At 56.3% G+C, this 13,661-nt stretch carries 16 protein-coding genes; 4 read left to right on the top strand and 12 right to left on the bottom strand.

Annotated features, from left to right (window positions below):
• Positions 1-4 precede the first annotated feature (4 nt).
• Together C772_RS08715 and C772_RS08720 are read right to left on the bottom strand one after the other, a co-directional pair.
• Complete coding sequence (locus tag C772_RS08715; protein ID WP_008299206.1) at positions 5-922, bottom strand: ROK family protein; 918 nt, start codon at positions 920-922, stop codon at positions 5-7.
• Between the two features lie 164 nt (positions 923-1,086).
• A complete protein-coding gene (locus C772_RS08720) occupies positions 1,087-2,193 on the bottom strand; it encodes an AbrB family transcriptional regulator (protein ID WP_008299209.1) in 1,107 nt (368 codons plus the stop codon).
• A gap of 198 nt (positions 2,194-2,391) precedes the next feature.
• Here C772_RS08720 and yyaC point away from each other — a divergent pair, with 198 nt between their 5' ends.
• Positions 2,392-2,991 (top strand): spore protease YyaC, encoded by a 600-nt coding sequence (gene yyaC, locus C772_RS08725; protein WP_008299210.1) that lies wholly within the window; start codon positions 2,392-2,394, stop codon positions 2,989-2,991.
• Here the strand turns inward: yyaC and C772_RS08730 are convergent.
• Together C772_RS08730 and C772_RS08735 are read right to left on the bottom strand one after the other, a co-directional pair.
• A complete protein-coding gene (locus tag C772_RS08730; protein ID WP_008299213.1) occupies positions 2,977-4,044 on the bottom strand; it encodes a sensor histidine kinase in 1,068 nt (355 codons plus the stop codon). The genes yyaC and C772_RS08730 overlap by 15 nt on opposite strands.
• 192 nt (positions 4,045-4,236) lie before the next feature.
• Positions 4,237-4,920 carry a response regulator transcription factor gene (locus C772_RS08735; protein ID WP_008299215.1) on the bottom strand — a complete coding sequence of 228 codons (684 nt, stop codon included), beginning with the start codon at positions 4,918-4,920 and terminating at the stop codon, positions 4,237-4,239.
• Positions 4,921-5,224: 304 nt separating this feature from the next.
• Here C772_RS08735 and C772_RS08740 point away from each other — a divergent pair, with 304 nt between their 5' ends.
• Positions 5,225-5,623, top strand: a complete 399-nt coding sequence (locus tag C772_RS08740) for a DoxX family protein (RefSeq protein WP_008299216.1) — start codon at positions 5,225-5,227, stop codon at positions 5,621-5,623.
• A 345-nt stretch (positions 5,624-5,968) separates the two neighbouring features.
• On the opposite strand, the gene C772_RS08745 is transcribed toward C772_RS08740, so the two are convergent.
• The 7 genes from C772_RS08745 to C772_RS08775 form a co-directional block, all read right to left on the bottom strand.
• A complete protein-coding gene (locus tag C772_RS08745) occupies positions 5,969-6,547 on the bottom strand; it encodes a PepSY domain-containing protein (RefSeq protein WP_008299218.1) in 579 nt (192 codons plus the stop codon).
• A 90-nt stretch (positions 6,548-6,637) separates the two neighbouring features.
• A complete protein-coding gene (locus C772_RS16115; protein WP_008299221.1) occupies positions 6,638-7,144 on the bottom strand; it encodes a PepSY domain-containing protein in 507 nt (168 codons plus the stop codon).
• Between the two features lie 90 nt (positions 7,145-7,234).
• The gene (locus C772_RS08755) at positions 7,235-7,579 is read right to left on the bottom strand and encodes a DUF6176 family protein (RefSeq protein WP_008299224.1); all 345 of its coding nucleotides are present in this window, start codon (positions 7,577-7,579) and stop codon (positions 7,235-7,237) included.
• Between the two features lie 64 nt (positions 7,580-7,643).
• A complete protein-coding gene (locus C772_RS16120) occupies positions 7,644-8,363 on the bottom strand; it encodes a PepSY domain-containing protein (protein ID WP_008299226.1) in 720 nt (239 codons plus the stop codon).
• Between the two features lie 72 nt (positions 8,364-8,435).
• On the bottom strand, positions 8,436-8,858 hold the full coding sequence (locus C772_RS08765; protein WP_008299228.1) for a VOC family protein: 423 nt from the start codon (positions 8,856-8,858) through the stop codon (positions 8,436-8,438).
• Between the two features lie 21 nt (positions 8,859-8,879).
• Positions 8,880-10,226 carry a sensor histidine kinase gene (locus C772_RS08770; protein WP_008299230.1) on the bottom strand — a complete coding sequence of 449 codons (1,347 nt, stop codon included), beginning with the start codon at positions 10,224-10,226 and terminating at the stop codon, positions 8,880-8,882.
• Positions 10,223-10,918: a response regulator transcription factor gene (locus C772_RS08775; protein WP_008299232.1), complete on the bottom strand. Its 696-nt coding sequence runs from the start codon at positions 10,916-10,918 to the stop codon at positions 10,223-10,225. Before C772_RS08775 ends, C772_RS08770 begins: the two co-directional genes overlap by 4 nt.
• 186 nt (positions 10,919-11,104) lie before the next feature.
• Between C772_RS08775 and C772_RS08780 the strand changes: the two genes are divergently transcribed.
• Entirely contained in the window at positions 11,105-11,839 is a 735-nt protein-coding gene (locus C772_RS08780) for an MBL fold metallo-hydrolase (RefSeq protein WP_008299234.1), read from the top strand.
• 131 nt (positions 11,840-11,970) lie between these two features.
• Here the strand turns inward: C772_RS08780 and C772_RS08785 are convergent, their stop codons facing one another.
• The gene (locus C772_RS08785) at positions 11,971-12,837 is read right to left on the bottom strand and encodes a nuclease-related domain-containing protein (protein ID WP_160162843.1); all 867 of its coding nucleotides are present in this window, start codon (positions 12,835-12,837) and stop codon (positions 11,971-11,973) included.
• Between the two features lie 433 nt (positions 12,838-13,270).
• Between C772_RS08785 and C772_RS08790 the strand changes: the two genes are divergently transcribed.
• The gene (locus C772_RS08790; RefSeq protein WP_008299237.1) at positions 13,271-13,606 is read left to right on the top strand and encodes a zinc ribbon domain-containing protein YjdM; all 336 of its coding nucleotides are present in this window, start codon (positions 13,271-13,273) and stop codon (positions 13,604-13,606) included.
• The last annotated feature ends 55 nt before the right edge of the window (positions 13,607-13,661 follow it).

Consider the following 13,661-nt stretch of genomic DNA (forward strand, 5'->3'; position numbering starts at 1 on the left):
TGACCTAAACCCTTTCCGCCTTACCGAGTAATAATGCCGCTGCCCCGATGACGCCAGACTCTTCCCCAAGGGCCGTCCGGACAATCTCGCAGCGGTTCGGTGCATAATGGTCCACCGTTCGTGAAATGGCGGGAAGAATAATGTCTGATGCTTTGGCCAGTCCTCCGCCGATGACGATGACTTCCGGGTCGAGCAATGACGCAGCATTTGCAACAGCGATTCCGAGATGGCTGAAAGCCCCAGTGACAACGCCTATGGCAGCCTGATTCCCGTTGCGGTACATCCGGAAGGCATCTTCGGCAGTGACTCTCCGTCCCAGTTCATCAGACAGCGCGTCACCGATTGCCGCGCCGCCCGCCGCGCTTTCAAGAAAACCGTATCCTTTGATGGTTGGAGCAAAAAAGTGGGCCTCATGCCGGTCGGTCACCATATATCCGATTTCCCCGGCGCTGAACCGGCTGCCGCGGAGCAGCTTGCCGTTCACGACGACCCCGCTTCCGATGCCGGTCCCAAGGGAAATATAGATAAAGTCGGACTTACCGCGTCCGTGCCCGATCCACTGCTCACCGAGTGTGGCCACATTGACGTCATTGTCGACAGCGACAGGATAAGGGAAGACTGCCCGTAGCTTTTCCCCGACCGGGAAGTCCTTCCATCCGAGCGCCGGGGCTTCGGTGACCAGGCCTTTTTCCGGGTCTGTAAAGCCCGGAACACCCGCTCCGACTCCGAGAATCTTTTCCTCCGGAATTCCATGCTCCACCATCAGGCGATCCGCCGTTTGCCGGATTTCACCGAACAGTTCACCGTCTTTTCCCTGCGACGGAAACGAGGCGGAGGCCAGGAGATTTCCCTCGAGGTCAGTGATTCCCACGGCCACATTTGTCCCGCCGATGTCAACGCCGATAACGTATTCTTTCTTCATTTCATTCCGTGCCCCCCCTGTCGGCCTTTCCTACTCCCATCATATGTGGCATCCTTTTCATTTCATCATACCAGCAAACAGCAAAACCGCCCGCTCCCCAAGGGGAACAGGCGGTTATATCCAGCAGAATGACTGCAGCGAAGCAGGTGCTGCTGATCCAAAGATCATACGGACTCCGCTGTTTTTCCCGCGGTGTCCCGCCTGCCGAAAGCGAATCTGAGGAACAGCGGGACCAGGAACAGGATGAAGAACACGCGGAACAGCTGGTAGGCCGCAACCATGGACACATCCGCCCGGATTTCGTGGGCGGTCACCCCCATCTCGGGAAGGCCGCCCGGCGCGATGCACAGGAATGCGGTCGCCATCGACATCGGATGGATGAGATGCAGAACATAGGCGAGCAGCAGGGCAAATCCGACCATGAGCACCCCTGAAACAAGGGAAAACGGCAGCAGCTTTTTCCAGTCCTTTAGCATGTCCAGCCGGATGCTGAGGCCGAGGTAGACCCCCATCAAGAGCTGCGCGGCAATCATCAGGATAGGAGGGAGATGCGGCGCGGCAAATCCGCTTACCGTCAGGATTGCTGCCGTGATCAGCGGACCGAGAATCCAGGGTGTCGGGAACCTCAGGCGCAGGGCAAGTGCCGTTCCGGCCAAAACAGCAACCACCGTCATCCCTAAGTGCATCAGGCCACCTCCGGATACAGCCTGCTCTGCCTCCACCGCGGTTGCAGAAAGCCCGCTGCCCGCTCCGCCCGCAAACGCATACGTCGTCAGCATCGGCACCATGAACGTGACGGCGAGCATGCGGATTGTCTGCATGAAGGTCACGATTGTCGGGTCGGCTCCCCTGATTTCTTCACTCAGCATGGTCATCTGGGACAGTCCGCCGGGCGTCGTTCCCATAACCGCGCTCGGCGCATTAATGCCGGTCACCTTGGATGCAAGATAAGCAATTCCCAGGCCGAAGATGACCATGAGCACGGTGCTCACCGTCATGGACGGCAGCTGGCCGGCAATCTGCGCTGCGCTTTCAGCGGTGAACGACAGGCCCATGCTGTAGCCGAGCAGCATCTGGCCCCCGTTTTTAAAGGATTTCGGCCAGTATAACGTTCGTTTGGTCAGCAGATTCCATAGGATCACTGCCGTCAGCGGGCCGAGCATCCAGGCGAGCGGCAGGCCGATCCATGAAAAAATGGACCCGCCAGCCAGCCCGCACAGCAACGCTTCAAGGAGCTGGTTCCATTTATTCTTATTCTCAGGTGTCTTCATCTTGGTGCACCTCTGCCTCATTACTTAAAGTCTCTTGCTCTATCTTAGCACGTTTACAGAAGCCGTTAAGAGGAGGCGCGGGGGGCTGTTACGAAAAAAGGGTTCCGTTTCGTTGCTATCGAACTAATCGGATATAGACGATTTCTGTGTGTCCGTGCAATTCATTCCCGTTTTCTCAGATCAGAAGGAGGCTGTGCCATGTTTCCTTTTATCCAAAGAAGAAAAACGATCCAGACTGCCGAAAGCAGGTTTTCGTACCGCTATGCCTCACGGTCGCCGGAAACGGATGTGCTGCGAGATATGGCCTCTGAGCTTGTCCGTCTGCAACGGTCACATGGTGGTGACACGGTCTTTTTATGTATCGGGTCGGATCGCTCAACCGGCGATTCGTATGGCCCCTTTGTCGGAAAGATGCTCAAGGAACAGCAGTTTCCTCTTCCTGTCTTTGGAACCATCGAGGAGCCCGTCCATGCGCTGAACCTGAAAAAGGTGCTTGGGGAGATCGATGGCCAATATACGGATCCGCTGATCGTCAGCATCGATGCCTGCCTGGGAGACGCCCATCAGATCGGGTCCATCATTTTCAATGAAGGCCCGCTTATTCCCGGATATGCCATCCAGAATCCGTTGCCCGGTGTGGGTGCCTGTCACTTCAAAGCCGTCGTTAACCATCTTGACCCGCACTTTCCCGCCGATTCATTAAATAACACTCGGCTTGATACAGTCCTCCGGCTCGCCGAAATCACATCGGGAATTATCATGGACTCTGTCAGACCGGCCATTTTAGAGGAAGCGTGAGGAATCCGCCGAGATTCCTCTTTTTTCTTTGCCGCCCATGATTCGGTCAAATTCATTTTCTTTCTGAAACATGAGTGTCAGGGCGGTTCCTCGTTCGTCTTCGGAAAACGCGGACAGCCGGATGCCAAGCCTCCCGGCAACTTGGTCGGCCAGATACAGGCCGAGCCCCGTCGCGGCGTTTTGGATGCGGCCGGTGCCTCCTGTGAAGCCCTTCTCGAAAATACGCGGGAGGTCATGCGCCGGGATGCCAGGCCCCTCGTCTGCGATCCGCAGCCGGACGTTCCCATCGGGAGTACGGTCGGCCGTGATGAGAATCGTGCCGCCGGCCGGGCTGTATTTCACCGCATTCGTCAGAATCTGGCGGATGATGAAGCGGGCCCATTTCACGTCGGTCCGGACGGGAAGATCTTCCCCTTCCAGCTCGACGGCAACATCCTTTTCCATGCACCAGGCGGCCAGTTCCCGGATTTCGGACGAGGTGAGTGAGCGCACGGTCGACGTCTCCGGCAGGAAATCGGCCGCAAGCGTCGGCATGCGCGAGATATACAGCTGCCGGTCGATCAGGAGATGGAGACGGAGCCACTCTGTCGCAAGCCGACGCATGGCCGGATCCGCCCGGTGCTCGTCCAGGATCAGCTTCATCGCCGTCAGCGGCGCCTTCGCCTCATGAACCCACGCCGCCAGGTAATCCGCCTCGAGATACTGCGCATCAGCGACCTTTTCCAGCTCCTCCCGGTGGGCCCGGGAAGCCGCGGTGAGCAGTTCCGCCGTTGTCCGGTCAAGGCCGGACGCACGCTCCGGCAACAGCTCCTCCCACTCCCGCAGTGATTCATCGGTCAGGCGTGCGGCTTCCCTGAGAAATGCCGTCTCCTGCCGCCACCGCCAGAGGATGAACAGAGCCAATAAAGCGACCAGAAGAAAGTTCATATACACGACGGACGCCGCTTCAATCTCGATTCCCTCATCGAGGATGATGATCAGGTCAGCGAGCAGGAGTGCGACGAGGAAAAACAGGATCCAGGGGAGACGGGATTTCAGGTAGGGGATGAACATGATCGGCTGCCTCCTTTCAATGTTTGTTAATCACGGCAACCCACTGCGGTGATTTCGTCATTCGTCGATCCAATCTCGAATGACGAAATCGAAGCACCGAATGATGAAACCAAAGCCGTGAATGACGAAATTGGGACACCGAATGACGAAACCGGAGCCATGCACCCGCCCGATCGCTCCGAAATCCCCAATTTACTCCTCCACCGCCAAATACCCCATGCCCTTCTTCGTTACAATTTTGTCCCCAAGCCCGATTTCCTCGAGCTTATTCCGCAGTCGGTTGATGTTCACAGTCAGGGTATTGTCGTTCACGAACCGCTCGTCGTCCCAGAGCTTCCGGATCAGTTCATCGCGAGTCACGATTTCGTTGCGCGACTCGACGAGGACGGCGAGGATGAAGAATTCGTTCTTAGTCAGTTCGACGTCAACCCCACCGGATCGGATGATGCCCCGCTTCAGGTCCAGCACCGCTCCGTTCCATTCCACAATGTCCGGTTTCTCATCGGTGTAGGCGTATGTACGCCGGAGGATCGCCTGGAGCTTGGCCAGAAGGACGTCCGAATTAAACGGCTTCTGGATAAAATCGTCCGCTCCCATCGACATCGCCATCACCTGGTCCATCGGGTGGTCCCGCGACGACAAAAAGACGATCGGTACGTTCGACTCCGCGCGTATTTCGCGGCACCAGTGGTACCCGTCAAATGCCGGCAGCCCGATGTCGAGGATCACCAGGTGCGGGCCGGCAGCCCGGAATGAATCCATCACCCCGTGGAAATCGTCAGGGCCTGTTACCGTCAGTCCCCATTGCCCGAGCTTTTCGGACAATGACCGGAAAATCGCTTCGTCGTCCTCCACCAAAAACACCGTAAACTCCATCACGCAGACCCCCTTTTCAACCAGTTTACCGGAAATCCCCAAATTTTTTCGGGAAAACATGAATAACTCTCTGAGAGGCGGGTACCATATGAGCAACCCCACTTCTCTATTTCCCCCTTTTAGAGAATGCAGGTCCTGGCCCGCCGGCGATGTCGGCGGGCATTTTTTTGCGTTTCTGTAAGAGCAAAAACTGTTCCACTTTTCTTTTTTCTTTTTAGGGGGTTGCCAGGGACGGATCCAGAAGTTATACTTCGATACATAGTTATATTTAGTAACTTAAAAACAAAAGGAGAGTTGTTTAGATATGAACAAGAACGATATCGCGAAAGTCATTCTCAGGGTCGTCCTCGGTTTCACTTTCTTTATTCACGGACTGGTTAAGTTCCAGGGAGGCATTGCCAATACCGCAGGGTACTTTGACAGCCTCGGCATCCCGGGATTCATGGCATATGCCGTTGCCGCTATTGAGCTTCTGGGCGGCTTGGCCATGATTCTCGGCATCGGAACGAAAATTGTCGGGATCCTTTTCGCCATCATTATGATCGGTGCCATCTTTACTGCTAAGCTTTCGCTCGGCTTCCTTGGAAATGGCCAGATGGCGGGCTACGAACTGGATCTGATCCTGCTCGCCGCTTCCCTGTATTTTGTGCTCGCCGACCGTTCGGTTCTGTCGGTTGACCATAAACTTGCCCAAAAAGGATAATCTCACGATTACTTTTCCTATTAAACGGGTAGCCTATTACCAACCCCACTTCTCTATTTCCCCCTTTTAGAGAATGCAGGTCCTGGCCCGCCGGCAATGTCGGCGGGCATTTTTTGTGGAAAGAAGTGCGGAGACCCTTCTCACCCGGGTGGGGACGGGAAAAATAAAGAAAATTCGTTTCTTTATGATTAAAATCCGATGGACGGGGTAACCTATGACCAGCCCCACTTCTCTATTTCCCCCTTTTAGAGAATGCAGGTCTTTGATCCGTCCGGTTGTCTGGCGGATCCTTTTTTATGCAAATAAGACCGCTGTCCCATCCGGACAGCGGTCTTTCGTGTTTGATCAGTCTTCGTCTTTTTCAAAGTCGATGACGTTGCCGTTTTGTGCGTCAATGTCCACTTCATACTCGTAGCGGTCGTCCCGCAGTTCCAGTTCATAGTGCCATCGGCCATCATCTTCGTTGAGTTCGGCTTCAATGACTTCGGCTGCAGCGCCGGCCTTGCCTTTGGCGATCTGGATCGCTTCATCTTCCGAAATCAGGTTGTCCGGTGCCGCCTGGCGGTCGTCGCGGTCGTCGCGGTCATCACGGTCATCGTCCTCGTCGTCATGCTCTGTCTTCAGCACTTCACCGGATTTTGCATCGACTTTCACTTCCACTTCGCCGGACTCGCCGCGGATCTCAAATTCATATTTGCGGTCATCGCGGTCCAGCTCCATCTCGCGGACTTCCCCGCCACCGGCTGCTTCAAGTGCGATCGTTGTAGCTTCATCCGCCGAGATCCAGCCGGATGTCACCTGCTTCACTTTTGCTTCCGCCGTTTCGATGGGCGCGAGCTTTCCTGTGTCTTCCGCGAATGCGGCCATGCCTCCAAATGCCAGAACCCCTGCTGCGACCGGTGCAATAAACCAACGTTTTTTCATGTTGTTTTCCTCCTCGTTTTCTTGTTGTCTTTATCATATCCTCGCCGGATTAAGCGACGGTGAGTGTAAGATTAGAGATTGATGAGAATGTTAGTCGTCGTTTTCGAAGTCCAGGATGTTTCCCGTTGAAGCGTCGATTTCCAGCTCGTATTCATCAGAACCGCCCTCGAGCTCAATCTCGTAGATGGGGCGGCCGTCGTCTTCGTCCAGTTCGACTTCGGCGACCCGAGCCGATTGGTCCGTTTGGCTGATGGCAATTCGGACCGCTTCGTCGCGGGAAATCAGGGCTCGGAATTCGGTTGGCCGTTCTGACATGGCATGGACGACTGGTTTGGTGCCGGTTTCCGGGGAAGTGACCGGCTCAGCAGCAGCCGGATTCTGTGCAGGTGCTTCCTCAGAAATAACCGGAGCGTATTCCCGGTCGTTCTCTGCACTGGTTTGATCGGAAGCAGCCTGTTGTTCCGCCGCTTCGACCGGCTCCAACGTATCCGGATCCACCGGGATGAGTTTCCCCGGTTCTCCGTATGCCACGGCTGCCAGTCCCCCAATGGCCAAAATCCCTGATGTGACCGGCGCAATCATCCATCGTTTCTTCAACCCGCTCTCCTCCTTGGCTTCGTTACCTACAGAGTACCTGCAGGGAATGAGATAACATTGAAAGAACGATTAGAAAACGATGAGAATCGGTCAATCCATGGCACGGCGGACTTTTTCGGGAATCATCACCACTTCCGTCTTCAGGTCGACCGGGCGGAAATCCGGGTCGATGCACGCGTCCCAATACTCCAGGTGCTTTTTGTCGATCCAGTGGTCCGACTCCTCGACCGCCTGGCCGCCCCCGCCCTGGATGGAATACCAGTACAAGTACTCCTCCCCGTCCAGCACCTCTCGGAAAATGGTCTCCACATGCATGTTCTCTCCCTCGAGCGTGACAAGCACATCCTCCATATGTCCGTTCAGAAACGCCAGCCATTCATCCACCTTTTCGGACATGCCGGGCTTCACCCGGAATCGTGTCAGTTCCACATTCATGTTCGCTTCCCCCTTTTATTTAAGAAGGGCCGGGGATCGCCCCGGCCCTGATGGTTCGTTTATTTTAGTCATCCCACGCCACGGTCAGGATTTCCCCGGTGATGGCGTGGACCTGGATATCGGCTTCCCGGTCATCCCCGGTCTCGACCTGGACCATGTAGTAACCGCCGTCCTGGGTTTCCTCGAATTCGATGTCGTCATCCAGTTCACCCGGAATCTCTTTGACCGCAATGGCCGCGGCCTCACCCGGGGTGAGCCGGACGGACGGTTTCGGTGCTTCTTGTGCCGGCGGCGTTTCTTCCTTTGCAGGTTCTTCCTTGGCCGGCTTTTTGTCCGTCACCGATTCGTTGATCTGTTCCCCGGTGACCGCGTCGTACTCGGCTTCGGTCGTGCGGGATTCGTCTTCCACGGTTGCGCTGTAGACGTTGTCCTTAAGCGCGATGGCTGTCGGCTCCGAGCCGTACTGCTCCGCGATTTTCGCTTTCATGTCCGCTTCGGGGATCGGGTCGACGCTTTCCGTCTTTTCCATCGAAATGATCGCACCGCCGTCGCTGTCGACGACCGCTTCGAACACGCCGTCATTGCGCTCGAGCGTGGCACGGTACACTTCGCCGTCCTGCACGATCTCCCGGACTTCGCCGCCATACATCTGCTTCAGCTTCGCTTCGGCGTCAGCCGCTGCCATGACTTCCCCGCCGCCGCGGAGCGCCATGACGGCCACGACGACCACGATCAGAGCAGATGCTCCGATAGCCGCGAGCCAAAGCCATTTTCGGTTATCCATGCTGAACGACCCCCTCCTTTTCTCCCATTATACATAGCGAACATTAAAAAACGGTGAGAGGCCTGAAGGTTTTTATTCCGTCACGGTGTTGATCTGCCAGAGGATGCCGAATCGGTCCTTGACCTGGCCGTAGGCAGGGCTCCAGAACGTTTCCTGGACATCCATGACCACCTCGCCGCCTTCCGAAAGTAGGCCGAAAACTTCTCGGGTGATGTCCGGATCCGTCAGGGATAGGGCAATCGAGAGATGGTCGCCGACCGTATGGGGCTGACCCGGATTTGTATCGGAAATCATGAAGTCGGTGTTCCCGACTTTCAGGTGGGCGTTCAGCACCCGGCCCTTCATTTCTTCCGGCATTTCTTCGCCCGGACGCGACGGCATGTCGCCGAACGTCTTCATCTCAAGCACCTCAGCCTTTAGCGCCTTTTCATAGAAGCGGACCGCTTCCTGTCCGTTGCCGTTTGTGACGAGGTACGGGTACATCGCTTTGATCATGCTCATCTCTCCTTTTAGTCGTTATGATTGCCGGTTTGTCGGAAAGCTGATTCTGAATACGGTGCCGACGCCGACGACGCTTTCCACACTGATCTCCGCACCGAGCCCGTCTGCGATTTCCTTGGCGAGGGACAACCCAAGGCCGGTGCCGCCGGTTTTGCGGTTCCGGTCGCTGTTGACGCGGTAAAAGCGGTCGAACAGGTGCGGAAGATCCGCTTCCGGGATGCCCGGGCCGTGGTCGGCGACGGCCAGTTCGACAAGGCCTTCTTTTTCTTCCAGAGTGAGCCGCACCGCTCCATCACTGTATTTCCGTGCGTTGTCCAAGAGGATGAAGAGCAGCTGGCGGAGCTTGTCCGGATCGGTTTCGGCCAGGAGTTTTTCCGGGCCTTCGATTGAAAATTCCCGGCCGTACGCCTGTCGCATCGGACGGACCGTTTCTTCGGCGATGTCCCGGATGTCCGCCTGTTTAAAGGTATAGGCAGCCGCCTGATCGGATCGCGCCAGGTCCAGGAGCTGTGCCGTCAGGTCTTTCATGCGGATGGACTGCGATAAGATCGCTTCGACCGCCTCATCCGCGACGTTCCGGTCGCCGAAACCGCGGCGCTTCAGCAGGCGCGCATAGCTTTCGATGACGGTGATCGGCGTTTTCAGTTCGTGGGAGGCGTCGGATACGAAACGCTCCTGCTTCTCGTAGTTCCGGCCCAGCTGGTCCATCATGTCATTGTAGGCCAGCGCCATCTCATGCAGCTCGTCCCGGCCGCGGCCTTCGTCGATCTTCTCGTAGGCCCCTTTTTCCCGGTTCTCGCGCATCGTGCCGGTGAGGACATTGATCGGCCGGGTGACAATTTGGCCGAGCGCGACACTCGAGGCGATAACCGGGATCATCGCCGCAGCAGTGAGACCGATCAGGATCAGCCGGAGCGTGGCGAGTTCGTTCGCGATGTCGTCCGCAAGCTGCGTGATGCGGAGCTCGGCCACTTCACCGCCTGTACTGATAAACGGCATGGCCACCGTCACGGCAGGCACGCCTTTTACATCGGTGATCGTATACGGGCCACTGCCGTCCGGTTCAGCCGGGAAACCCCGCAGCCGACTGTCGCTTTCTACATCGGTGATCTTCCTTCCGTCTGCACCTACGATCAGCAGCGCACCGTCCGGCGGCATATAGGCCCGGATGACCATGTCCCTGTCTTCGGCAGCAGTTTTCTGCAGCTCCACGGTCAGCTCCTCGCCCCTCCCCATCAGCTGGTCCGCCTGCCGTTCGTATGTCATTTTCTCGAACAGGAAGTAGATGCCGGTGCTGAGCCCGGCGAGGATCAGGAACATGAGGAGCGTCGTGAACACATGGATCCTCGTCCTCAGCTTCATTTCGGTGCTTCCTTCAGCACGTAGCCTACGCCCCGGACCGTGTGGATAAGCCCGTCACCGATCTTCTTGCGCACGTAACGGACGTACACATCCACGACGTTCGTATCGCCGTAGTAATCAAATCCCCAAACCGCATCCAGCAGCTGTTCGCGCTCGAACACGCGGTTCGGGTGCTTCAGGAAATACAGAAGCAGGTCGTATTCCCGGGGGGTCAGGTCGATGGAACGCCCGTCACGGGTTACATCACGTGTTTCTTCATTGATCGTGAGCCCGGCAAACGAGTGGATGTGCTCCGGTGTCTCTTCCACTTTTGCTCCGGTGAGCGCCTTCGCCACACGCAGCGTTGCCCGGATGCGCGCAAGAAGCTCCTCGATCTCAAACGGTTTTGTCACGTAGTCATTCGCCCCGAGGTCAAGACCCGCTACCTTATCCTCCACATCATTCTTCGCCGTCAGCAAAATGACCGGAACCGCCGTATCGCTCGCCCGGATGCGGCGCAGCACATCAAGCCCGGACAGCCCCGGAAGCATCAGATCGAGCAGCACGAGATCCCATCCGCCCTCGCGGAACTTGATCAGCCCCTCATCCCCCGCGTGCGCTACTCCTGCCTCGTAGCCCTCAAACTCCAGCTCAAGCTGCAGCACCCGCGCGATGTTCTCCTCGTCTTCCACAATCAGGATCCGTTCTGCCATGACGTCTGCCTCCTTCTCTTTCTACCTATAACTATGATTGGGAAGGTTTTCGGCGTCAAGGGCGGAAGGGCTCAAAGCCTGCAGGCCGCAGAGGGCGTGCGGCGCACGGCTTTTCTTCCCCAAAAGGGTTCACTGCGCGCTCGGGTGGTACACTGTGGGTAACGAGTTTTCAGAGGAGGGATTTGGATGAAGGTGATTCCAGTTGGGATCTGGGGCGGTTATCCGAAGGCGGAGTCGGCGACATCGTCGTTCCTGATCGAGCATGAGGGGTTCCGGGTACTGTATGACTGCGGGAGCGGAGTGCTGGCGCAGGTGCAGCGCTACATCACGCTCGATGAGATCGATGCGGTCGTGATCAGCCATTATCACGCGGATCATGTGGCGGATGTGGGGAGCCTGCAGTATCATCATCTGATTGCGTACTACACGGGGCGTCCGCTCCGGAAGCTGACGTTTTACGCGCATGACCGGGATACGGAAGGCTTCGGGAAGCTGACGTATAAGGAGGTCGCCGAGGGGCATGCGGTGGCGCCGGGTGAGACGTACGAGATCGGGCCATTTACGGTGACGTTCGCGGAGACGGTGCATCCGGTGTACTGCCTGGCGGCGCGCTTCGAGGCGGACGGCAAAGCGGTCGTATTCACCGCGGACACGGAGTTCCACGAGCCGCTCGCGGAATTTGCGAAGGGTGCGGACCTCCTGGTGAGCGAGGCGAATCTTTATGAGGAATACAAGGGCAAGTCGCCGGGGCATATGGCGGGAAGCGAAGCCGGTGAGCTCGCGCGGCTCGCTGGTGCGAAGCGGCTGCTTCTGACGCACCTGCCGCAGGAAGGCGACGTACAGCTGATCTTGTCGGCCGCGCAGGAGGCGTTCGGTGGGAGTGCGAGGCTGGCGGAAGCTGGAGAAGTCATCGAGATTTGAGGGAGCGGGGTTTTCTTCAAACTCCGAGCCATAATCTACAAGCTCAGACGCTTAATCTTCAAACTCAGCATGCTTTATTTCAAACTCACTCGAACTAGCAAGGGGTTCGCCGCGGCGAACCCCTTTACTGATTATTTCGGCTGGCGTGTTAGTGTCGTGGTGTAGTCCCAGGCATAACAAGTCGACCGTCCTTCGCCATCTTTTAGCAGGGGATAGAACCGCAGCAGGCGGGAGGCGGCTCCCGGGCTCTTCATGCCGAACAGCTCCCGGACCTGCCTGTTCACAATCGTCCGGCTCCTTAGGGTGAACCAATCTTCCAATGTGCGGGTAAAAGGATCAGCGGTTTTCCAGTTGCAGGCCGGGCACAACCAGACCCGTTCGCTTTTTCGCAAGAGGCGGCCAGCGCATGATTCACAGAGCGGTCCCCACTCAACTTCTTCGGCAGGAATGCTGAACCGCCCAATCAGCGGGAACGCGATATAGGGTCGGTTATGGCGGCGGATGTAGTCGGCAAGTTGGCGGAGTTCCCGGACGGTCATCCCCCTCTCCTTCCCTCTTGCGGCCAAGTGTCCGCGAATCTCCCGGAGGCTGAAGATCCGTCCATTGGCGGGAGGTTTCTCAATGACCGCGCTTCCTGTCATGACAACGGCGCCCACCGCCTTCATCGGGATACCATGCAGATGAAACCAGACTTGCAGATTGGCGATTTCATCCTGCAGCTGAAGCATCGGGCAGTCGTAGCGGTCGGTAATGTACCCATGTTCGTCCACTTTATCCAGTCGTGCAGGATGTTCTTCAAAGCGGAGCCTTCCGGCCATGTTCTTGGCTTCGTAAATTACCGCTCCTGTGGGCAGGAGGATCAGGACATCAATCTGGACGTATTGCCCCGGGGTAACTTCCAGGTTGACGTCCCAGAGTATGGGCCACGGAGATTCCAGCCAGCGTATGTAGTTCAGTACTTTTTCTTCCCCTGCAATTCCCGCCTGAATGGAATTCATTTTCCCCTTAATGTCCAAGTAGGACCGGTGACGGCTACCCACTCGGACGAGTAGCCGCTCATGCGCCCTTCCTTTAAGAACCGCCATCGATTCGCTCCCCACCTGACCCGCCCCTTTCTTTTCCCGAACCATACCATAGTCAGGGACAAGCCGGAAGACAACTTCGCATCTTTGAATTTTGGAGCGTTTATTGATGTCAAAATTGAAAAATGCCCCGGCTGGCGGGGCATTCATACGAGAATTTTTAATGAGTTTGAAGATTAGTGTCCTGAGTTTGAAGATTAGCGTGCCGGGTTTGAAGAATACCTCCCCGAGTTTGAAGATTAGCACACACTGTGCCATCATTCCGCAGCCAGGGGCCAATTTGCCATTTCTGGATAATCATATAGAATGTTGTTGCTGCAGACATTTATCTTAAGGAGGATAAACGATCATGGCTGTTTTGCCGAATTGCCCCAAATGCCAATCGGAGTATACTTACGAGGACCGTAATGTATTCGTATGTCCTGAATGTGCAAATGAGTGGACACATGAAGATGGTGAAAAAAGTGAGGAAAACGTTGTAAAAGACGTCCACGGCAATATTTTGAAAGATGGAGATACGGTGACCGTCATTAAAGATCTAAAAGTGAAGGGCAGTTCATCAGTCCTCAAAATCGGTACGAAAGTAAAAGGGATTCGCATCGTTGATGGTGACCACAATATTGATTGCAGGATCGATGGATTTGGTGCCATGCAGCTAAAATCTGAATTTGTGAAAAAGGCCTGATTATGGTCTCGTATTCCGCTGCGGAATGCGAGACCATTTTTCGCACACAGGTATT

Origin of the sequence: Bhargavaea cecembensis DSE10 (genome assembly GCF_000348905.1) — a bacterium.
Lineage (GTDB): Bacteria > Bacillota > Bacilli > Bacillales_A > Planococcaceae > Bhargavaea > Bhargavaea cecembensis.

Coding starts and splice junctions, on each gene's coding strand:
- C772_RS08715 (WP_008299206.1), bottom strand. CDS start 922: ATGAAGAAAGAATACGTTATCGGCGTTGACATCGGCGGGACAAATGTG.
- C772_RS08720 (WP_008299209.1), bottom strand. CDS start 2,193: ATGAAGACACCTGAGAATAAGAATAAATGGAACCAGCTCCTTGAAGCG.
- yyaC (WP_008299210.1), top strand. CDS start 2,392: ATGTTTCCTTTTATCCAAAGAAGAAAAACGATCCAGACTGCCGAAAGC.
- C772_RS08730 (WP_008299213.1), bottom strand. CDS start 4,044: ATGTTCATCCCCTACCTGAAATCCCGTCTCCCCTGGATCCTGTTTTTC.
- C772_RS08735 (WP_008299215.1), bottom strand. CDS start 4,920: ATGGAGTTTACGGTGTTTTTGGTGGAGGACGACGAAGCGATTTTCCGG.
- C772_RS08740 (WP_008299216.1), top strand. CDS start 5,225: ATGAACAAGAACGATATCGCGAAAGTCATTCTCAGGGTCGTCCTCGGT.
- C772_RS08745 (WP_008299218.1), bottom strand. CDS start 6,547: ATGAAAAAACGTTGGTTTATTGCACCGGTCGCAGCAGGGGTTCTGGCA.
- C772_RS08755 (WP_008299224.1), bottom strand. CDS start 7,579: ATGAATGTGGAACTGACACGATTCCGGGTGAAGCCCGGCATGTCCGAA.
- C772_RS16120 (WP_008299226.1), bottom strand. CDS start 8,363: ATGGATAACCGAAAATGGCTTTGGCTCGCGGCTATCGGAGCATCTGCT.
- C772_RS08765 (WP_008299228.1), bottom strand. CDS start 8,858: ATGATCAAAGCGATGTACCCGTACCTCGTCACAAACGGCAACGGACAG.
- C772_RS08770 (WP_008299230.1), bottom strand. CDS start 10,226: ATGAAGCTGAGGACGAGGATCCATGTGTTCACGACGCTCCTCATGTTC.
- C772_RS08775 (WP_008299232.1), bottom strand. CDS start 10,918: ATGGCAGAACGGATCCTGATTGTGGAAGACGAGGAGAACATCGCGCGG.
- C772_RS08780 (WP_008299234.1), top strand. CDS start 11,105: ATGAAGGTGATTCCAGTTGGGATCTGGGGCGGTTATCCGAAGGCGGAG.
- C772_RS08785 (WP_160162843.1), bottom strand. CDS start 12,837: ATGAATTCCATTCAGGCGGGAATTGCAGGGGAAGAAAAAGTACTGAAC.
- C772_RS08790 (WP_008299237.1), top strand. CDS start 13,271: ATGGCTGTTTTGCCGAATTGCCCCAAATGCCAATCGGAGTATACTTAC.